Source organism: Enterobacter cloacae complex sp. BZL2005 (genome assembly GCF_049238885.1).
GTDB classification, from domain to species: domain Bacteria; phylum Pseudomonadota; class Gammaproteobacteria; order Enterobacterales; family Enterobacteriaceae; genus Enterobacter; species Enterobacter roggenkampii.
This window is the reverse complement of sequence record NZ_JBMKGI010000001.1, coordinates 410,978-431,833: the sequence shown is the minus strand read 5'-3', so window position 1 is coordinate 431,833 and position 20,856 is coordinate 410,978. Positions and strand designations below refer to the sequence as shown.

Below are 20,856 nucleotides of genomic sequence, written 5' to 3'. Positions count from 1 at the left end.
TGGATTGACGGCGGGTATGTGAAACAACCCCATCCGGCATGGAGCCAGGTGGACGTTAATATTAACCTGAAGATTAAACATGACTGAATCTTTTGCTCAACTGTTTGAAGAATCCTTAAAAGAAATCGAAACCCGCCCGGGTTCCATCGTTCGCGGTGTTGTTGTTGCTATCGACAAAGACGTAGTACTGGTTGACGCCGGTCTGAAATCTGAGTCCGCCATTCCGGCAGAGCAGTTCAAAAACGCCCAGGGCGAGCTGGAAATCCAGGTTGGCGACGAAGTTGACGTTGCTCTGGACGCAGTAGAAGACGGCTTCGGTGAAACCCTGCTTTCTCGTGAGAAAGCGAAACGTCACGAAGCATGGATCACGCTGGAAAAAGCTTACGAAGAAGCTGAAACTGTGGTCGGTGTTATCAACGGCAAAGTTAAAGGTGGCTTCACTGTTGAGCTGAATGGTATTCGTGCGTTCCTGCCAGGTTCTCTGGTAGACGTTCGTCCAGTTCGTGACACCCTGCACCTGGAAGGCAAAGAGCTTGAGTTCAAAGTAATCAAGCTGGACCAGAAGCGTAACAACGTTGTTGTTTCCCGTCGTGCCGTTATCGAATCCGAAAACAGCGCAGAACGCGATCAGCTGCTGGAAAACCTGCAGGAAGGCATGGAAGTCAAAGGTATCGTTAAGAACCTCACTGACTACGGCGCATTCGTTGACCTGGGCGGCGTTGATGGCCTGCTGCACATCACCGACATGGCGTGGAAACGCGTTAAGCACCCAAGCGAAATCGTGAACGTGGGCGACGAAATCACTGTTAAAGTGCTGAAGTTCGACCGCGAGCGTACTCGTGTATCCCTCGGCCTGAAACAGCTGGGCGAAGATCCATGGGTAGCTATCGCTAAGCGTTACCCAGAAGGGACTAAACTGACTGGTCGCGTAACCAACCTGACTGACTACGGCTGCTTCGTTGAAATCGAAGAAGGCGTTGAAGGTCTGGTGCACGTTTCCGAAATGGACTGGACCAACAAAAACATCCACCCATCCAAAGTTGTTAACGTTGGTGATGTAGTGGAAGTGATGGTTCTGGATATCGACGAAGAACGTCGTCGTATCTCCTTGGGCCTGAAGCAGTGCAAAAACAACCCATGGCAGCAGTTCGCGGAAACCCACAACAAGGGCGACCGTGTTGAAGGTAAAATCAAGTCTATCACTGACTTCGGTATCTTCATCGGCCTGGACGGCGGCATCGATGGCCTGGTTCACCTGTCTGACATCTCCTGGAACGTTGCAGGCGAAGAAGCAGTTCGTGAATACAAAAAAGGCGACGAAATCGCTGCAGTTGTTCTGCAGGTTGACGCAGAGCGTGAGCGTATCTCCCTGGGCGTTAAACAGCTCGCAGAAGATCCGTTCAACAACTGGGTTGCACTGAACAAGAAAGGCGCAATCGTAAACGGTAAAGTCACTGCAGTTGACGCGAAAGGCGCAACCGTAGAACTGGCTGACGGCGTTGAAGGTTACCTGCGCGCTTCTGAAGCTTCCCGTGACCGCGTTGAAGATGCCACTCTGGTTCTGAACGTAGGCGACGACGTTGAAGCTAAGTTCACCGGTGTTGACCGTAAGAACCGTGCAATCAGCCTGTCTGTTCGTGCTAAAGACGAAGCTGATGAGAAAGATGCAATCGCAACTGTTAACAAACAGGAAGATGCAAACTTCTCTAACAACGCAATGGCTGAAGCTTTCAAAGCAGCTAAAGGCGAGTAATATCAGGTTCTCAGCATCATTTGCGCTGTAACGCATTTACAGCGCGAAGGATGAGGAGCAAACTTGACAGATTACAGGATTCGTCCTGTAATCAATAACAAAGGGCGGCTACGGCCGCCCTTGTTTAATGAGCTGTTCAGCTAATTGGTTTGAAAGGAACCGGAGGAATCATGACCAAGTCAGAATTGATTGAAAGACTTGCCAGTCAGCAACCGCATATCCCTGCCAAGGCAGTGGAAGATGCCGTAAAAGAGATGCTGGAGCATATGGCCTCCACTCTTGCCCAGGGCGAGCGCATTGAAATCCGCGGTTTCGGTAGTTTTTCTCTGCACTATCGTGCTCCACGTACCGGGCGTAACCCGAAAACTGGCGATAAAGTCGAGCTGGAAGGTAAGTACGTTCCACACTTTAAGCCGGGTAAAGAACTGCGCGATCGCGCCAATATTTACGGCAACTGAGTTTAGCCAGCCGGTTAAACTGGGTTCGAAAGAAAGCACCTGCGGGTGCTTTTTTTGTACCCGTCGCTTTCTTTCTGAAGGTGCCCCGCATTTTCCGTTTCGTTTTCTGCAACCCGTTAAATACCTTGCTGCGCTTGCCGTAAATCGTATTCTTCACACCTGACGACCGCTCAGCTTGCTTGCATACTGCCACCCTGAAACAGGGAGGTAGCAATGGGAATTCCCGCGCTTAGCATCTGCGCCATTCTGGCGATAGTTCCGTTACTCTGGTTACCTGAACTGCCTTCCCCCTACACCGTGTGGGCAATGTTGGCTGGCGGGATAGTGCTAGCGGTATGGCAAAACAGTCGACTGAGGTATGCGGGTATGACGCTGTTATTTTGTGCCTGGGGCATTTTGGCCGCGCAGGAGAGCGTCTGGCCGATGCAGCATTTAACAACGGGGGCCGTGCAGGCTGAGATAGAGCTCACCGCGACCGACGGCGCCACTCAACATCAGGGAAGCATTCTAAGCGTCAATGGCAAGCGCTGGTGGGCCTCTACCGGCGTAACGCTGTATGGCAATTATCTGCCGCAAAAGGCGTGTGCAGGGCAGCGCTGGAGCGTGACGCTCAGGCTCAGGCCTGCACACGGCGAACTCAACGACGGCGGTTATGATTCTCAGCGCAGCGCTTTTGCCCGACATCAAACGCTGAGCGGGCGCTTCACCCGTGCGGAGATCGTCGACGGGCGCTGCAGCCTGCGAGCGCAATATCTGATGTCGCTGCAAAACCGACTTTCAGCTTACCGATGGGGAGCGGTTATCCTGGGGCTTGGGATGGGAGAACGCCTGGAAGTACCCCGTGAAATAAAAGACCTGATGCGGGAAACCGGCACGTTGCATCTGATGGCGATTTCGGGTCTGCATATCGCGCTGGCAGCCTCTCTCGTCTGGTTACTTGCACGTGGACTCCAGTTTTTATTACCCAGCCACCGCGTCCACTGGAAAATGCCTCTCCTTGCCGGGTCGTTCTTTGCTGCTTTCTACGCCTGGCTTACCGGTCTGCAACCGCCTGCGCTGAGGACGATCATCGCCCTTGCGGTGCTTGCTCTGTTGCGGATTACTGGCCGTCAATGGTCTCCCTGGCAGGTTTGGAGTTGCTGCATCGCGGCGATACTGATTAACGATCCCCTGGCCGTACTTTCGCAGAGTTTGGTTCTGTCAGCCTTTGCCGTCGCCGCGCTGATTTTCTGGTTTCAGTGGCTGCCTCTTCCCGACTGGAATTGGACACGACGGATGCGACCGCTACTGAACCTGATTTATCTGCAGGTCGGGATGTTGCTGCTGCTCATGCCGTTACAGGTTCTGATTTTCCATGGCTTCAGCTTCTCCTCCCTGGTCGCGAATCTCTTTGCCGTTCCCCTGGTAACGTTTGTCTCCGTCCCGCTGATCCTGCTCGGTATGCTGCTCCATTTGCTACCGCTGGCTGCGGTAGAAAGTGCCATCTGGTTTGCCGCCGATAAGTCGCTTGCGGGACTCTTCTGGCTACTGATGCGCCTGCCAGATGGCTGGCAGAATGTTGATCAACGCTGGCAAATCATGGCATTACTGCTGTGGTTGAGTATTATTGCCTGGCGTTTTCGTGCCTGGAAAACCGTTCCTGCCATTTGTTTTGCAGGCAGCGTCTTACTGACATTTCCCCTCTGGCGAGCGGAAAAAAGCGAGAGCTGGACGCTGCATATGCTGGACGTGGGGCAGGGGCTGTCCATGGTGATTGAAAGGCAGGGAAAAGCCATTCTCTTTGATACCGGGCTCGCCTGGCCGGGCGGAGACAGCGCGCAGCGGTTAATTATTCCCTGGCTTCGCTGGCATCACCTACGGCCAGAAGGAGTGATTCTCAGTCATGAACACCTCGACCATGCAGGAGGCCTCGCGTCGTTGCAAAAAGCATGGCCGGATATATGGGTAAGAAGTCCGTTACGCAGGACGGGGCACCGCCCTTGTTTTCGTGGGCAAAAATGGGAATGGCAGGGATTAACCTTCACCGTCCATTGGCCTCCTGAAAATTACCCGGCCCAGGGGAATAACCATTCCTGTGTGGTAAAGGTGGACGATGGGGAGCAAAGCGTTCTGCTAACAGGGGACATTGAAGTGCAGGCGGAACAGGCTATGCTTAGCCATTACTGGCGTCATCTGAGGGCCACGCTCATACAGGTCCCCCATCATGGCAGCAATACCTCGTCTTCATTGCCGCTGGTACAGCGGGTGGAAGGACAAATCGCCCTGGATTCTGCGGCCCGCTATAACGCATGGCATTTCCCGTCGGCAAAAGTCGTTCGACGTTATCGAAAAGAGGGGTATATCTGGCACGATACCCCTCATTCAGGACAAATATCGGTGACATTCTCGCAACATCACTGGCAAATCCGGCGCTTGCGAGAGCAAATTTTACCACGTTGGTATCATCAGTGGTTTGGCGCGCCCGTCGATAACGGGTAGAATATGCGGCTATTTCAACAATGCTGGTTTTTTGAATGCATAACGACAAAGATCTCTCCACGTGGCAAACGTTCCGCCGACTCTGGCCGATGATTGCCCCTTTTAAAGCAGGCTTGATCGTGGCGGGTGTAGCGTTAATCCTCAACGCAGCCAGCGATACCTTTATGCTATCGCTTCTCAAACCGTTACTGGACGACGGTTTTGGTAAAACGGATCGCTCAGTGCTGCTATGGATGCCTCTGGTGGTTATCGGACTGATGATCTTACGCGGTATCACCAGCTATATCTCCAGCTACTGCATTTCCTGGGTATCCGGGAAAGTGGTGATGACCATGCGCCGTCGGCTGTTCAGTCACATGATGGGCATGCCGGTTGCGTTCTTTGACAAGCAGTCAACCGGGACGCTGCTGTCGCGGATCACCTACGACTCCGAGCAGGTTGCCTCTTCCTCTTCCAGCGCGCTGATTACGGTTGTGCGCGAGGGCGCGTCGATTATCGGCCTGTTCGTGATGATGTTCTACTACAGCTGGCAGCTGTCGCTCATCCTTATCGTTCTGGCACCTGTGGTTTCTATTGCTATCCGCGTCGTCTCAAAACGCTTCCGTAATATCAGCAAGAATATGCAGAATACGATGGGGCAGGTGACTACCAGCGCAGAGCAGATGCTGAAAGGGCATAAAGAAGTGCTGATTTTTGGTGGTCAGGACGTTGAAACCAAACGCTTTGATAAAGTGAGCAACAAAATGCGTCTGCAGGGGATGAAAATGGTCTCGGCCTCTTCTATCTCCGACCCGATTATTCAGCTGATTGCCTCACTGGCGCTGGCGTTCGTTCTGTATGCGGCAAGCTTCCCGAGCGTCATGGAGACGCTGACGGCGGGTACCATCACCGTGGTCTTCTCCTCAATGATCGCCCTGATGCGTCCGCTGAAATCACTGACAAACGTCAACGCCCAGTTCCAGCGTGGGATGGCGGCCTGTCAGACCCTTTTCAGCATTCTGGATTCCGAACAGGAAAAAGATGAAGGCAAACGCGTCATTGAGCGCGCGAACGGCGACGTTGAGTTCCGCAATGTGACCTTTACCTATCCTGGCCGCGAAACACCGGCTCTGCGCAATATCAACCTGACCATTCCGGCGGGGAAAACCGTTGCGCTGGTAGGCCGTTCCGGCTCGGGTAAATCGACCATTGCCAGCCTGATCACCCGTTTCTACGACATTGACGAAGGTGAAATTCTGTTAGACGGTCACGATCTGCGGGAGTATACCCTGCAGTCGCTCCGTAACCAGGTGGCGCTGGTCTCCCAGAACGTGCACCTGTTCAACGATACCGTGGCAAACAATATTGCTTATGCACGCACTGAAGAGTACAGCCGCGAGCAGATTGAGAACGCCGCACGTATGGCCTACGCCATGGACTTTATCAACAAGATGGATAACGGTCTGGATACCATCATCGGCGAGAACGGTGTACTGCTCTCCGGTGGGCAGCGTCAGCGTATCGCCATTGCCCGAGCGCTGCTGCGCGACAGCCCGATCCTAATCCTGGACGAAGCGACCTCTGCGCTGGATACGGAATCTGAACGCGCGATTCAGTCGGCGCTGGATGAGCTGCAAAAGAACCGCACCTCGCTGGTGATTGCACACCGTCTGTCGACTATCGAGCAGGCTGATGAAATCGTCGTGGTTGAGGATGGGGTCATTGTTGAACGCGGAAGCCATGCTGATCTGCTGGAACACCGCGGCGTTTACGCTCAGCTTCATAAGATGCAGTTCGGCGAATGATTGCACGCATCTGGTCCGGTGAATCCCCGCTGTGGCTGCTGCTTTTGCCGCTCTCCTGGCTCTACGGCCTGGTGAGCGGCATTATCCGTCTGCTTTATCGTCTTGGGGTGAAGCGGGCCTGGCGCGCGCCGGTGCCCGTTGTGGTTGTCGGTAATCTTACGGCGGGCGGCAACGGCAAAACGCCGGTGGTGATCTGGCTGGTGGAGCAGTTGCAAAAGCGCGGTATACGCCCGGGCGTGGTATCGCGGGGATATGGTGGTAAAGCGGCGCATTACCCGCTGTTGCTGACAGCGGAAACCACGACGGCTGAAGCGGGTGATGAACCGGTATTGATTTTCCAGCGTACTGGCGCCCCTGTTGCGGTCTCCCCGGTGCGCAGCGATGCCGTCCGGGCCCTGCTTGCCGAACATGCGGTACAGATCATTATCACTGACGATGGTCTGCAGCATTATGCCCTGGCGCGAGATAAAGAGATTGTGGTCATCGACGGGGTTCGCCGTTTTGGGAACGGCTGGTGGTTACCTGCCGGACCCATGCGCGAACGCGCTTCGCGTCTGACGTCCGTGGATGCGGTGATCGTGAACGGTGGTGAGGCGAAAACGGGTGAAATCCCGATGCACCTGCAGCCGGGTCTGGCAATCAACCTGGTGACGGGTGAACGCCGGTCGGTTTCAGAGTTGCCTTCACTGGTAGCGATGGCGGGCATTGGTCATCCGCCGCGCTTCTTCGCGACGCTGGAACAGTGTGGTGCCCGGCTGGAAAAACGCGTTCCGCTGGCCGACCACCAGGCGCTGGTGGAAGGGCAGGTCGCTGCCCTGACCGTACCCGGGCAGTCGCTGATCATGACCGAAAAAGATGCGGTGAAATGCCGCGCCTTTGCGAAAGATAACTGGTGGTATCTGCCGGTTGACGCCGAACTCAGCGGTGAGCAGCCGGAACATTTGCTCAAGGAACTGATTGCGTTGGTGCACTAAAGGCTTACGCGGTTCTGGTGGCGCTTTGACTGACAGGAAAACGCATGTCTTTACCGCAACTCTCGCTCTCAGCCGCACGTAATCTCCACCTTGCCGCGCAGGGGCTGCTCAAAAAGCCCCGCCGCCGCGCGCAGCCTGCCGATATTCTCTCTACCGTACAGCGCATGTCGCTACTCCAGATCGACACCATTAATATTGTGGCACGTAGCCCTTACCTGGTGCTGTTCAGCCGCCTGGGGAGCTATCCTTCTCAGTGGCTGGATGAGGCGCTCAGCAAGGGGGAGTTGATGGAGTACTGGGCGCACGAAGCCTGCTTCCTTCCCCGCAGCGATTTTGCCCTTGTGCGTCACCGTATGCTTGCGCCGGAAAAGATGGGCTGGAAATACCGGCAGGCGTGGATGCAGGAACATGCGGCTGAAATAGAGCAGCTCATCGCGCATATTCAGGAAAACGGTCCTGTACGCTCCGCCGATTTTGAACACCCGCGCAAAGGTACAAGCGGCTGGTGGGAGTGGAAGCCGCACAAGCGTCATCTCGAAGGCCTGTTTACCTCAGGCAAAGTCATGGTGATTGAGCGGCGTAATTTTCAACGCGTCTACGACCTCACGCATCGCGTGATGCCCCACTGGGACGACGAGCGCGACCTGCTTACTCAGGAGGCGGCCGAGGCCATTATGTTAGAAAACAGCGCCCGCAGCCTGGGGATTTTTCGCTCGCAATGGCTGGCAGATTATTATCGCCTGCGCCAGCCCGCGCTGAAACCGCTGCTGGACATGTGGCAACGCGAACAGCGCGTCATTCCCGTTACCGTGGAAACGCTGGGCGAAATGTGGCTACATGCGGATCTCCTCCCGCTATTGCCTCAGGCCCTGGAGGGGAAACTGCAGGCGACCCACAGCGCAGTATTGTCGCCTTTCGACCCGGTCGTCTGGGACAGAAAACGCGCCGAGCAACTCTTTGATTTCAGCTACCGGCTGGAATGTTATACCCCGGCCCCAAAGCGCCAGTATGGCTACTTTGTTTTACCGCTCCTGCATAAGGGGCAGCTGGTCGGGCGCATGGATGCCAAAATGCACCGCAAGACCGGCACGCTTGAAATCATTGCGCTTTATTTGCAAGAGGGCGTGAGGGTGACGGCGAGCCTGGAAAAAGGGTTAACGTCCGCCATTAGCGAATTCGCGCGCTGGCAGGGGGCCGACGACGTGACGCTGGGCCAGGTACCTGACGGATTGTTTACATCCTGTCGAAGTGGCTGGGAAACAGGCACGCCCTGAAAAAGGAATGTGTTAAGCTTTAGCGATTACCCATACGGAGGAACTATGGATCACCGTTTACTTGAAATTATTGCCTGCCCGGTATGCAACGGCAAACTCTACTACAGCCAGGACAAACAAGAGCTCATTTGCAAGCTGGACAGCCTGGCTTTCCCGCTGCGTGACGGTATTCCGGTATTGCTGGAAAACGAAGCCCGTTCCCTGGTGGCAGAAGAGAGCAAACCATGAGTTTTGTTGTCATTATTCCTGCGCGTTACGCTTCAACCCGTCTGCCGGGTAAACCGCTGGTGGATATCAATGGCAAGCCGATGATCGTGCATGTCCTTGAACGTGCGCGTGAATCCGGTGCTGACCGCGTGATTGTTGCCACCGATCATCCGGATGTCGCTCGTGCGGTTGAGGCGGCAGGCGGTGAGGTATGCATGACCCGCGCAGATCACCAGTCCGGCACCGAGCGTCTGGCGGAAGTGGTTGAGAAATGCGGTTTCAGTGATGATACGGTTATCGTAAACGTGCAGGGTGACGAGCCGATGATCCCCGCTGTCATTATCCGTCAGGTGGCCGAAAACCTGGCGCAGCGTCAGGTCGGAATGGCCACGCTGGCGGTACCCATTCATCATGCAGAAGAAGCTTTCAACCCGAATGCGGTGAAGGTCGTCATGGATGCGGAAGGCTATGCGCTCTATTTCTCCCGTGCCACGATCCCGTGGGATCGCGATCGCTTTGCGCTTTCTAAAGAGACCATCGGTGATACCTTCCTGCGTCATATTGGGATCTACGGCTATCGCGCCGGCTTTATTCGCCGCTATGTGGCCTGGGCGCCGAGCCCGCTGGAGCATATCGAAATGCTGGAGCAGCTTCGCGTGCTCTGGTACGGCGAGAAAATTCACGTTGCTGTTGCTGAGGAAGTACCCGGCACGGGCGTAGACACCCCTGAAGATCTTGAGCGCGTTCGCGCCGAACTGTGTTAATCTTACCAGCATCTCTCCGTTGGGAGAGATGCACTCTCCGGTTTATTTTTCACTTTCTTTTTCCTGATTGATCTCTTCCGGGTGACATCTTCATTAAGGACGCTCATTATAAAAGCAGTAGTCTTAATGGGGGTAATCTCATATGGAACAGCTGCGTGCCGAACTTAGCCATCTGCTGGGTGAAAAGTTAAGCCGGGTCGAATGCGTGAGTGAAAAAGCCGATACCGCGCTCTGGTCGCTTTACGACAGTCAGGGTAACCCAATGCCGCTAATGGCAAGAAGTTTCACGTCACCCGGCGTTGCCAGGCAGCTTGCATGGAAAATGTCGATGCTGGCGCGGGAGGGAACCGTGCGTATGCCGACGGTGTATGGCGTGATGACCCATGAGGAACACCCCGGCCCGGACGTACTGCTGATTGAACGTTTACGCGGTGTGCCCGTTGAAGCGCCCGCGCGAACGCCGGAACGCTGGGAACAGCTAAAAGACCAGATTGTCGAGGCGCTGCTGGCCTGGCACCGTCAGGATAGCCGTGGACTTGTCGGACCGGTTGACAGCACCCAGGAAAACCTCTGGCCGCTGTGGTACCGCCAGCGGGTTGAAGTGCTGTGGGGAACGCTTAACCAGTTCAACAATACCGGTTTAACCATGCAGGACAAACGTATCCTGTTTCGCACCCGGGAGTGTTTACCGGCGCTGTTCGAAGGTTTTAACGATAACTGCGTGCTGATCCACGGTAACTTCACCCTGCGCAGCATGCTCAAAGACGCCCGCAGCGATCAGCTTCTGGCAATGGTGGGGCCGGGCATCATGCTCTGGGCACCGCGCGAATATGAGCTGTTCAGGCTCAGCGACAGCGGGGCGGCGGAAGGCTTACTGTGGCATTACCTTCAACGCGCCCCCGTTGCGGAAGCGTTTCTCTGGCGACGCTGGCTCTACCTGCTCTGGGACGAAGTCGCGCAGCTGGTGAACACCGGACGATTCAATCGCGCAAACTTCGATCTGGCAACAAAATCACTCTTGCCCTGGCTCGCCTGAGGATCCTTTCAGCCACTGCCAGAGGCGTCCGAGCGTCTCGTAGCCGACGCGGTCGCTGTGCATCAGCCATACCGGGGAGGGGATCGCACGTTCCCACGGGTTGAGCGGTGCGTCGATGGCCATCTGGTTTGCTGGTGCGGGAAGCGGGTGCAGGCCTTGCTTCTCAAAGAAAATTATCGCGCGCGGCAGGTGCGAGGCGGAAGTCACCAGCAGGAACGGGGCATCGCCAATCGCCTGCTTCACTGCAGCAGCCTCTTCTTCGGTGTCTTTCGGGCTGTCCAGCGTGATGATTGAGGAACGCGGCACGCCGAGAGATTCCGCGACCCTGGCGCCTGCTTCAGCCGTACTCACCGGGTTCGTTTTGGCCGCCGCGCCGGTGAAGATCATTTTTGATCCCGGATTTGCCAGCCACAGGCGAATACCTTCGTTCAGCCGTGGCAGGCTGTTGTTGATCAGGTTTGAGCTCGGAGCCCAGTCAGGATCCCAGGTATATCCACCGCCCAGCACCACGATGTACGACACTTTCTGATTTCCCTGCCATGTTGGGTACCTGTTTTCGATGGGGCGTAACAGGCCATCCGCGACCGGCTGCAGGCTCAACAGCAGCAAGACCAGCCAGCCGAGCGTGATAAGCGTTTTGCCACTCTTCTGAAAGCGGCTGAACCACACCAGCGCCAGCCCCAGCGCGATGATGATGAGCAGCAGCGGAAGGGGAAGCATCATCCCTCCAATGTATTTCTTAAGGGTAAAAAGCATCCTTTTTGGTTCCTTTTTTGACCATATAGCAGGTGATTGCCGGTGATATTACACCAGAGAGGTTCATTCTCCGCGCGGGTGTGACAAAATAGCGGTTTTGCAGTTAGCGAGTGGAACTCTCCCAATGCGGGATCGCAATTTTGATGACATCGCGGAAAAATTTTCGCGCAACATTTATGGCACCACGAAGGGGCAGCTCCGTCAGACGATCCTCTGGCAGGATCTGGACACCATTCTGGCTACGTTCGGCGGCCAAACGTTGCGCGTGCTGGACGCCGGTGGTGGTGAAGGGCAGACGGCCATAAAAATGGCTGAACGCGGTCATCACGTCACGCTTTGCGATCTTTCTGCTGAAATGGTCGCCCGCGCGACGCGTGCGGCAGAAGAGAAAGGTGTGAGCGACAACATGCATTTTATACAATGCGCCGCTCAGGACATCGCACAGCATTTGGAAACCCAGGTTGATCTGATATTGTTTCATGCGGTGCTGGAGTGGGTTGCCGATCCGCAAAGCGTGTTACAAACCCTGTGGTCGATGTTGCGCCCGGGCGGCACGCTGTCGCTGATGTTCTACAATGCTAACGGCTTCCTGATGCACAACATGGTTGCGGGAAACTTCGACTATGTCCAGGTCGGGATGCCCAAAAAGAAAAAGCGCACGCTTTCCCCGGACTATCCGCGCGATCCACAGCAGGTTTATGGCTGGCTGGAAGCGATTGGCTGGCAGATTGTCGGGAAGACGGGCGTCAGGGTGTTTCATGATTATCTGCGTGAAAAACACAAACAGCGTGACTGTTTTGACACCTTAACAGAATTGGAAACGCGGTATTGCCGTCAGGAGCCTTTTGTCAGCCTTGGCCGCTATATTCACGTCACCGCGCACAAGCCGCAGATGCAAGGATAACCTATGAGTGAATTTTCCCAGACAGTCCCCGAACTGGTTGCCTGGGCCAGGAAAAACGATTTCTCCATCTCGCTGCCGGTAGACAGACTCTCTTTCCTGCTGGCGGTCGCCACGCTGAACGGCGAGCGGCTGGATGGTGAAATGAGCGAGGGTGAACTGGTGGATGCGTTCCGCCACGTCAGTGATGCGTTTGAGCAAACCAGCGAAACCATTAGCGTCCGTGCCAACAACGCGATCAACGATATGGTGCGTCAACGTCTGCTGAACCGCTTTACCAGCGAGCAGGCGGAAGGAAACGCCATCTATCGCCTGACGCCACTGGGCATCGGCATCACCGATTATTATATCCGCCAGCGTGAATTTTCCACGCTGCGTCTTTCCATGCAGCTGTCGATCGTGGCGGGTGAGCTTAAGCGCGCCGCCGATGCGGCAGATGAAGACGGTGACGAATTCCACTGGCACCGAAACGTCTATGCACCGCTGAAATATTCAGTGGCGGAAATCTTCGACAGTATCGATCTGACCCAGCGCCTGATGGACGAACAGCAGCAGCAGGTGAAAGACGATATCGCACAGCTGCTGAATAAAGACTGGCGAGCGGCCATCTCCAGCTGTGAACTTCTGCTGTCAGAAACCTCCGGTACGCTGCGTGAGCTGCAGGATACGCTGGAAGCCGCAGGGGATAAGCTGCAGGCGAACCTGCTGCGCATCCAGGACGCGACGCTGGCGCACGACGATCTGCACTTTATCGATCGTTTAGTGTTCGACCTGCAGAGCAAGCTGGACCGTATCATCAGCTGGGGCCAGCAGTCGATCGACCTGTGGATTGGCTATGACCGACACGTGCATAAATTTATCCGTACCGCGATCGATATGGATAAGAACCGCGTCTTTGCCCAGCGTCTGCGCCAGTCGGTGCAGACCTATTTCGATGCGCCGTGGGCGCTGACCTACGCCAATGCCGATCGTCTGCTGGATATGCGCGACGAAGAGATGGCGCTGCGCGATGAAGAGGTGACCGGTGAACTGCCGCCGGATCTCGAATACGAAGAATTTAACGAAATTCGCGAGCAGCTTGCGGCGATGATCGAAGAACAGCTCGCGGTCTATAAAACCAGACAAGCTCCGCTGGATCTTGGACTCGTGGTGCGCGACTATCTGGCGCAATATCCGCGCGCGCGCCACTTCGACGTTGCCCGCATTGTGGTAGACCAGGCGGTTCGCCTGGGTATCGCGCAAGCAGACTTCACCGGACTGCCGCCGAAGTGGCAGCCAATTAACGATTACGGAGCCAAGGTACAGGCGCATGTCATTGACAAATATTGAACAAGTGATGCCGGTTAAGCTGGCACAGGCGCTGGCGAATCCGTTATTTCCGGCGCTGGACAGCCAGCTGCGTGCCGGTCGTCACATTGGCTTAGACGAGCTGGATAATCACGCCTTTTTGATGGACTTCCAGGAGTATCTGGAAGAGTTTTACGCACGCTACAACGTGGAGCTTATCCGCGCGCCGGAAGGGTTTTTCTACCTGCGCCCGCGCTCCACGACGCTGATTCCGCGTTCCGTGCTCTCCGAGCTGGATATGATGGTCGGCAAAATTCTTTGCTACCTCTACCTCAGCCCGGAACGTCTGGCGAATGAAGGGATCTTCACCCAGCAGGAGCTTTACGACGAGCTGTTGACGCTGGCAGATGAGAGCAAGCTGCTCAAGCTGGTGAACAACCGCTCCACAGGGTCGGATCTTGACCGTCAGAAATTACAGGAAAAGGTTCGCTCTTCCCTGAACCGTCTGCGTCGTCTGGGGATGGTCTGGTTTATGGGTCACGACAGCAGCAAATTCCGCATTACGGAATCTGTCTTCCGCTTCGGCGCCGACGTGCGTGCGGGCGATGACGCGCGTGAAGCGCAGCTTCGCATGATCCGCGACGGTGAAGCGATGCCGGTGGAAAACCATTTGCAGCTCAATGATGAGCATGAAGAGAATCTGCCGGATAGCGGGGAGGAAGAGTAATGATTGAACGCGGTAAATTTCGCTCACTGACGCTGATTAACTGGAACGGCTTCTTTGCCCGAACGTTCGATCTGGATGAGCTGGTCACGACGCTCTCCGGCGGTAACGGGGCGGGTAAATCCACCACCATGGCGGCCTTTGTCACGGCGCTGATCCCTGACCTGACGCTGCTTCACTTCCGTAACACCACTGAAGCGGGTGCCACAAGCGGCTCCCGTGACAAAGGTCTGCACGGGAAGCTGAAGGCCGGCGTCTGCTATTCGGTTCTGGACGTCATTAACTCCCGCCATCAGCGCGTGGTGGTGGGCGTACGCCTGCAGCAGGTTGCCGGTCGCGATCGTAAAGTCGATATTAAACCGTTCGCCATCCAGGGGCTGCCAACGTCCATGCAGCCAACGGCGCTGCTGACGGAAACCCTGAACGAACGCCAGGCGCGCGTGCTGACGCTCCAGGAGCTGAAAGATAAGCTCGAAGCGATCGAAGGCGTGCAGTTCAAGCAGTTCAACTCGATTACCGACTACCACTCGCTGATGTTCGATCTCGGCGTGGTGGCGCGTCGTCTGCGTACCGCATCAGACCGTAGCAAATACTACCGCCTGATCGAAGCGTCCCTGTACGGCGGTATCTCCAGCGCCATTACCCGCTCCCTGCGCGACTACCTGCTGCCGGAAAACAGCGGCGTGCGTAAGGCCTTCCAGGACATGGAAGCGGCGCTGCGTGAAAACCGCATGACGCTGGAAGCGATTCGCGTTACCCAGTCTGACCGTGACCTGTTTAAACACCTGATCAGCGAAGCCACCAACTACGTGGCGGCGGACTACATGCGCCACGCCAACGAGCGCCGCGTCCACCTCGATCAGGCATTAGAATATCGCCGCGAGCTGTTTACCTCCCGCAAACAGCTGGTGGCCGAGCAGTACAAGCACGTCGAAATGGCGCGCGAGCTCGGTGAGCACAACGGTTCCGAGGGCGACCTGGAAGCCGACTACCAGGCCGCCAGCGATCACCTGAACCTGGTGCAAACTGCGCTCCGTCAGCAGGAAAAAATCGAGCGCTATGAAGCGGACCTCGACGAGCTGCAAATTCGTCTTGAAGAGCAAAATGAAGTGGTGGCCGAAGCCGCCGAGATGCAGGAAGAGAACGAAGCCCGCGCCGAAGCGGCCGAGCTGGAAGTGGATGAGCTGAAAAGCCAGCTTGCCGATTACCAGCAGGCGCTGGACGTGCAGCAGACGCGCGCGATCCAGTACACCCAGGCACTGCAGGCATTACAGCGCGCGAAAGAGCTGTGCCATCTGCCTGACCTGACGCCGGAAAGCGCCGACGAGTGGCTGGATACCTTCCAGGCCAAAGAGCAGGAAGCCACTGAGAAACTGCTGTCCCTCGAACAGAAAATGAGCGTTGCGCAAACGGCACACAGCCAGTTTGAGCAGGCCTATCAGCTGGTTGTGGCGATTAACGGCCCGCTGGCGCGTAACGAAGCCTGGGACGTTGCCCGTGAACTGCTGCGCGACGGCGTGAACCAACGCCATCTGGCCGAGCAGGTTCAGCCGCTGCGTATGCGTCTGAACGAGCTGGAACAGCGCCTGCGCGAGCAGCAGGAAGCCGAGCGTCTGCTGGCGGAATTCTGCAAACGTCAGGGCAAAAATTACGATTTTGACGAGCTTGAGGCCCTGCATCAGGAACTCGAGGCGCGTATCGCTGCGCTTTCAGACACGGTCTCCAGCGCCAGCGAACAGCGTATGACCCTGCGTCAGGAGCTGGAACAGCTGCAGTCCCGTTCGCAAGCGCTTCTGCAGCGTGCACCGGTCTGGCTGGCGGCCCAGAGCAGCCTTAACCAGCTCAGTGAGCAGTGCGGCGAGCAGTTTGAATCCAGTCAGGAAGTGACCGAATACCTGCAGCAGCTGCTGGAGCGTGAGCGCGAAGCCATTGTTGAGCGTGATGAAGTCGGCACGCGCAAGCGTGAAGTCGACGAAGAAATTGAACGCTTAAGCCAGCCGGGCGGTGCGGAAGACCCGCGTCTCAATGCCCTGGCGGAGCGTTTTGGCGGCGTGCTGCTGTCCGAGATTTACGACGATGTCGGTCTGGACGATGCGCCATACTTCTCCGCGCTGTACGGTCCATCCCGTAATGCGATTGTGGTGCCGGATCTGTCGCTGATTTCTGAGCAGCTTGCCGGCCTGGAAGATTGCCCGGAAGATCTTTACCTGATCGAAGGGGATCCGCAGTCGTTCGATGACAGCGTATTTAGCGTCGACGAGCTGGAAAAAGCGGTGGTGGTCAAAATCGCCGACCGTCAGTGGCGCTATTCCCGCTTCCCGGAACTGCCGCTGTTTGGCCGCGCCGCGCGCGAAAGCCGCATCGAAAGCCTGCACGCCGAGCGTGAAACGCTATCTGAACGTTTTGCGACGCTGTCGTTTGACGTGCAGAAAACCCAGCGCCTGCATCAGGCGTTTAGCCGCTTTATCGGCAGCCATCTGGCCGTGGCCTTTGAAGCTGATCCGGAAGCGGAAATTCGCAAGCTCAATACCCGTCGCGGCGAGCTGGAGCGGGCGATTGCCAGTCATGAAAGCGACAACCAGCAGAGCCGCGTCCAGTTCGAGCAGGCGAAAGAGGGCGTCGCGGCCCTTAACCGTATTCTGCCGCGCCTGAATCTGCTGGCGGATGACACCCTGGCCGATCGCGTGGACGAGATCCAGGAGCGCCTGGATGAAGCGCAGGAAGCCGCGCGCTTCGTGCAGCAGCACGGCAATCAGCTGGCGAAGCTGGAGCCGGTTGTCTCTGTCCTGCAGAGCGACCCGGAACAGTTTGAGCAGTTGAAAGAAGACTATGCCTGGTCGCAGCAGGTGCAGCGCGAGGCGCGTCAGCAGGCGTTCGCCCTGACGGAAGTGGTGCAGCGTCGCGCCCACTTCGGCTACTCCGATTCGGCAGAAATGCTGAGCGGTAACAGCGATCTGAATGAAAAGCTGCGTCAGCGCCTTGAGCAGGCGGAAGCGGAGCGTACCCGCGCCCGCGAAGCAATGCGCAGCCACTCCGCTCAGCTGAACCAGTACAACCAGGTGCTGGCCTCGCTGAAAAGCTCCTTCGACACCAAGAAAGAGCTGTTAAACGACCTGCAGAAAGAGCTTCAGGATATCGGCGTCCGTGCCGACAGCGGGGCGGAAGAGCGCGCGCGCATTCGTCGTGACGAGCTGCATGCTCAGCTCAGCAATAACCGCGCGCGTCGCAATCAGCTGGAAAAAGCGCTGACCTTCTGTGAAGCGGAGATGGATAACCTGACCCGTCGCCTGCGCAAGCTGGAGCGCGACTACCATGAAATGCGCGAGCAGGTCGTGACCGCCAAGGCAGGCTGGTGCGCGGTAATGCGCATGGTGAAAGACAATAACGTTGAGCGTCGTCTGCACCGTCGCGAGCTGGCGTATCTCTCTGCCGATGAGCTGCGTTCCATGTCGGATAAGGCGCTGGGTGCGCTGCGTCTGGCGGTGGCGGATAACGAACACCTGCGCGATGTTCTGCGCATGTCCGAAGATCCGAAACGCCCTGAACGTAAAATCCAGTTCTTCGTGGCGGTTTACCAGCACCTGCGCGAGCGTATTCGTCAGGACATCATTCGTACTGACGATCCGGTCGAGGCTATCGAGCAGATGGAAATCGAGCTGGGGCGTCTGACGGAAGAGCTGACCTCTCGCGAGCAGAAGCTGGCGATCAGCTCCCGCAGCGTGGCGAATATCATCCGCAAAACTATTCAGCGCGAGCAGAACCGCATTCGCCAGCTGAACCAGGGTCTGCAGAGCGTGTCGTTTGGCCAGGTGAACAGCGTGCGCCTCAACGTCAACGTGCGTGAAGCCCACGCGACGCTGCTGGAAGTGCTGTCTGAGCAGCACGAGCAGCACCAGGATCTGTTCAACAGCAACCGTCTGACCTTCTCCGAAGCGCTGGCGAAGCTGTATCAGCGCCTGAATCCGCAGATTGATATGGGCCAGCGTACGCCGCAAACCATCGGTGAAGAGCTGCTGGATTACCGTAACTACCTGGAAATGGAAGTTGAGGTTAACCGTGGTTCAGACGGCTGGCTGCGTGCGGAGTCCGGGGCGCTCTCTACCGGTGAAGCCATCGGTACCGGGATGTCGATTCTGGTGATGGTGGTGCAGAGCTGGGAAGATGAGGCACGTCGTCTGCGCGGCAAAGACATCTCCCCATGCCGACTGCTGTTCCTGGATGAGGCGGCGCGTCTTGATGCGCGCTCCATTGCCACGCTGTTTGAGCTTTGCGAACGTCTCGATATGCAGCTCATCATTGCCGCACCGGAGAACATTAGCCCTGAAAAAGGGACAACCTACAAGCTGGTGCGTAAAGTGTTCCAGAACAGCGAGCACGTTCACGTTGTCGGGCTGCGCGGCTTTGCGCCGCAGCCGCCGGAGTCACTGCCGGAAACTACGGCGGACGCTTCCTGAAGTGTCTTCTGACCCGAAGCGGCGCTCTGGCGCCGCTTTTTTTTTAAACTTAACTTGTGCTTAGGGCTGCGTTATCTTTAAACTTCTTTACATAAGGTAAGGCAACAGCTTAGCCGTCTACCTATAATGAAAGAAAGCCCCAACGTGATGGGCATGTCGTGAAAACAGGGGGCAAGGGATGTTGCTTAAGAAAGAATGTGGTCGTCAGCTGTCGGCGCTAAGTTTATGTCTGGCAGTGATGTTTGCTCCACTGTTAACCGCCCAGGCCGACGAGCCTGAAATTGTGCCGACTGACAGCTCGGCAACGACAGGCACGCAGCCTACGTCGTTGTCCCAGCCGCTGGAGCAATCTCCGGCGACAGCGATCATGGCCGGTATTAAGCCGCTGCCGGAAGGCATCGACGCCGAATCGCTCAGCCAGCAGCTGCAGTCGGGGCTGCCGTCAGGCTACACGCCTGTCTATCTCAATCAGCTCACGCTGCTTTATGCCGCCCGCGATATGAAACCGATGTGGGAAAACCGCGATGCCGTGCGTGCCTTTCAGCAACAGCTGGCGGAGGTCGCAATTGCAGGGTTTCAGCCGCAGTTTACAAAGTGGGTTGAGCTGTTAACCGATCCTGCCGTAACAGGGGAGGCGCGAGATGTGGTGCTTTCCGATGCCATGATGGGTTACCTGCAGTTCGTGGCGGGTATTCCGGTCAATGGCAACCGCTGGCTGTACAGCGATAAGCCGTACAAGCTCGTGACGCCAGCGCTGTCGGTGATTAACCAGTGGCAGTTAGCCCTCGATAATGGCGAACTGCCGCGCTTTATTGCCAGCCTCGCACCGGCGCATCCACAATACGCCACGCTTCACCAGTCTCTCCTCGCGCTGGTGGGCGACTCGCGCCCATGGCCGCAGATGCGCGGCACCGCGACGCTGCGTCCGGGGCAGTGGAGCAGCGATGTGCCTGCTCTGCGCGAGATCCTGACGCGCTCGGGTCTTCTTGAAGGCGGGCCACATATCGCCCTGCCAGGCGACGATCCGCAAAATGCGGCGGTCAGCCCGTCAGCGCCCGTGAAAGAGAAAAAAGCGATTGCCGTCAGCAATAAACCCGCAGCATACGATCGCGAGCTGGTTGCGGCAGTGAAGCAATTCCAGGCCGCTCAGGGGCTGGGAGCCGATGGCGTCATTGGCCAGACGACGCGAGACTGGCTGAACGTATCGCCTGCGCAGCGGGCAGGGGTGCTGGCGCTCAATATCCAGCGTTTGCGCCTGCTGCCGGGAACCCTCTCTACCGGCATTATGGTTAACATTCCGGCGTATTCCCTGGTCTATTACCAGGACGGTAGCGAAAAACTGGCGTCGCGCGTGATTGTCGGGCGTCCGGACCGCAAAACACCGATGATGAGCAGCGCGCTCAATAACGTAGTCGTTAACCCGCCGTGGAACGTGCCACCGACGCTGGCGCGTAAAGACATTCTGCCGAAGGTCTGGAACGATCCGGGTTATCTGGAACGTCATGGCTATACGGTGATGCGTGGATGGAACAGTAAAGAGGCTATCGATCCTTATATGGTCGACTGGTCGACAATCACGGCGTCAAACCTGCCGTTCCGTTTCCAGCAGGCACCGGGGGCGCATAACTCTTTAGGGCGTTACAAATTCAATATGCCGAGTTCTGACGCTATCTATCTGCACGATACGCCGAACCACAACCTGTTCCAGAAAGATACGCGCGCGCTGAGTTCTGGCTGCGTGCGTGTGAACAAAGCCTCGGAGCTGGCCAATATGCTGCTGCAGGATGCAGGGTGGAACGATACGCGCATTTCGGATGCCCTGAAACAAGGGGATACGCGTTACGTTAATATTCGCCACAATATTCCGGTCAATCTCTACTATCTGACGGCGTTTGTGGGCGAAGACGGGCGGACTCAGTACCGTACAGATATTTACAATTATGATCTCACCGCGCGATCCGGCGCACAAATTTTGCCAAAAGCGGAACAATTAATCAGGTAAATGA

Annotated in this window: 15 protein-coding genes; 14 read left to right on the top strand and 1 reads right to left on the bottom strand. The window is 56.6% G+C overall.

Going from position 1 to position 20,856, the window contains the following annotated elements:
• Positions 1 to 79: 79 nt before the first annotated feature.
• From rpsA to ACOTXI_RS02265, 9 genes are all read left to right on the top strand, one after another.
• On the top strand, positions 80 to 1,753 hold the full coding sequence (gene rpsA / locus ACOTXI_RS02305) for a 30S ribosomal protein S1 (protein WP_008499966.1): 1,674 nt from the start codon (positions 80 to 82) through the stop codon (positions 1,751 to 1,753).
• A 170-nt stretch (positions 1,754 to 1,923) separates the two neighbouring features.
• Positions 1,924 to 2,211 carry an integration host factor subunit beta gene (gene ihfB / locus ACOTXI_RS02300; protein WP_008499965.1) on the top strand — a complete coding sequence of 96 codons (288 nt, stop codon included), beginning with the start codon at positions 1,924 to 1,926 and terminating at the stop codon, positions 2,209 to 2,211.
• Between the two features lie 213 nt (positions 2,212 to 2,424).
• Positions 2,425 to 4,689, top strand: coding sequence for a ComEC family protein (locus ACOTXI_RS02295; protein WP_058654662.1), 2,265 nt, complete (start codon positions 2,425 to 2,427; stop codon positions 4,687 to 4,689).
• 35 nt (positions 4,690 to 4,724) lie between these two features.
• Complete coding sequence (gene msbA, locus ACOTXI_RS02290) at positions 4,725 to 6,473, top strand: lipid A ABC transporter ATP-binding protein/permease MsbA (protein ID WP_008499963.1); 1,749 nt, start codon at positions 4,725 to 4,727, stop codon at positions 6,471 to 6,473.
• Positions 6,470 to 7,447 carry a tetraacyldisaccharide 4'-kinase gene (gene lpxK, locus ACOTXI_RS02285; RefSeq protein WP_008499962.1) on the top strand — a complete coding sequence of 326 codons (978 nt, stop codon included), beginning with the start codon at positions 6,470 to 6,472 and terminating at the stop codon, positions 7,445 to 7,447. The genes msbA and lpxK overlap by 4 nt, the downstream gene beginning before the upstream one ends.
• 44 nt (positions 7,448 to 7,491) lie before the next feature.
• Entirely contained in the window at positions 7,492 to 8,721 is a 1,230-nt protein-coding gene (locus tag ACOTXI_RS02280; protein ID WP_058654661.1) for a winged helix-turn-helix domain-containing protein, read from the top strand.
• 45 nt (positions 8,722 to 8,766) lie between these two features.
• Positions 8,767 to 8,949, top strand: a complete 183-nt coding sequence (gene ycaR, locus ACOTXI_RS02275) for a protein YcaR (protein ID WP_006174474.1) — start codon at positions 8,767 to 8,769, stop codon at positions 8,947 to 8,949.
• Complete coding sequence (gene kdsB / locus ACOTXI_RS02270; protein ID WP_058654660.1) at positions 8,946 to 9,692, top strand: 3-deoxy-manno-octulosonate cytidylyltransferase; 747 nt, start codon at positions 8,946 to 8,948, stop codon at positions 9,690 to 9,692. The genes ycaR and kdsB overlap by 4 nt, the downstream gene beginning before the upstream one ends.
• Positions 9,693 to 9,834: 142 nt before the next feature.
• A complete protein-coding gene (locus tag ACOTXI_RS02265) occupies positions 9,835 to 10,728 on the top strand; it encodes a YcbJ family phosphotransferase (RefSeq protein WP_048027209.1) in 894 nt (297 codons plus the stop codon).
• Here the strand turns inward: ACOTXI_RS02265 and elyC are convergent.
• Complete coding sequence (gene elyC / locus ACOTXI_RS02260) at positions 10,705 to 11,484, bottom strand: envelope biogenesis factor ElyC (RefSeq protein ID WP_058654659.1); 780 nt, start codon at positions 11,482 to 11,484, stop codon at positions 10,705 to 10,707. The two genes, ACOTXI_RS02265 and elyC, sit on opposite strands and share 24 nt — an antisense overlap.
• A gap of 124 nt (positions 11,485 to 11,608) precedes the next feature.
• Here elyC and cmoM point away from each other — a divergent pair, with 124 nt between their 5' ends.
• The 5 genes from cmoM (at position 11,609) to ldtD (ending at position 20,852) form a co-directional block, all read left to right on the top strand.
• Positions 11,609 to 12,388, top strand: a complete 780-nt coding sequence (cmoM, locus tag ACOTXI_RS02255; protein WP_032649174.1) for a tRNA uridine 5-oxyacetic acid(34) methyltransferase CmoM — start codon at positions 11,609 to 11,611, stop codon at positions 12,386 to 12,388.
• 3 nt (positions 12,389 to 12,391) lie between these two features.
• The gene (mukF, locus tag ACOTXI_RS02250) at positions 12,392 to 13,714 is read left to right on the top strand and encodes a chromosome partition protein MukF (protein WP_008499955.1); all 1,323 of its coding nucleotides are present in this window, start codon (positions 12,392 to 12,394) and stop codon (positions 13,712 to 13,714) included.
• Positions 13,695 to 14,399 (top strand): chromosome partition protein MukE, encoded by a 705-nt coding sequence (gene mukE, locus ACOTXI_RS02245; protein ID WP_008499954.1) that lies wholly within the window; start codon positions 13,695 to 13,697, stop codon positions 14,397 to 14,399. The genes mukF and mukE overlap by 20 nt, the downstream gene beginning before the upstream one ends.
• Complete coding sequence (gene mukB / locus ACOTXI_RS02240) at positions 14,399 to 18,850, top strand: chromosome partition protein MukB (protein ID WP_058654658.1); 4,452 nt, start codon at positions 14,399 to 14,401, stop codon at positions 18,848 to 18,850. Before mukE ends, mukB begins: the two co-directional genes overlap by 1 nt.
• Before the next feature lie 178 nt (positions 18,851 to 19,028).
• Positions 19,029 to 20,852, top strand: coding sequence for a L,D-transpeptidase (gene ldtD, locus ACOTXI_RS02235; RefSeq protein WP_103786700.1), 1,824 nt, complete (start codon positions 19,029 to 19,031; stop codon positions 20,850 to 20,852).
• Positions 20,853 to 20,856: the final 4 nt, after the last annotated feature.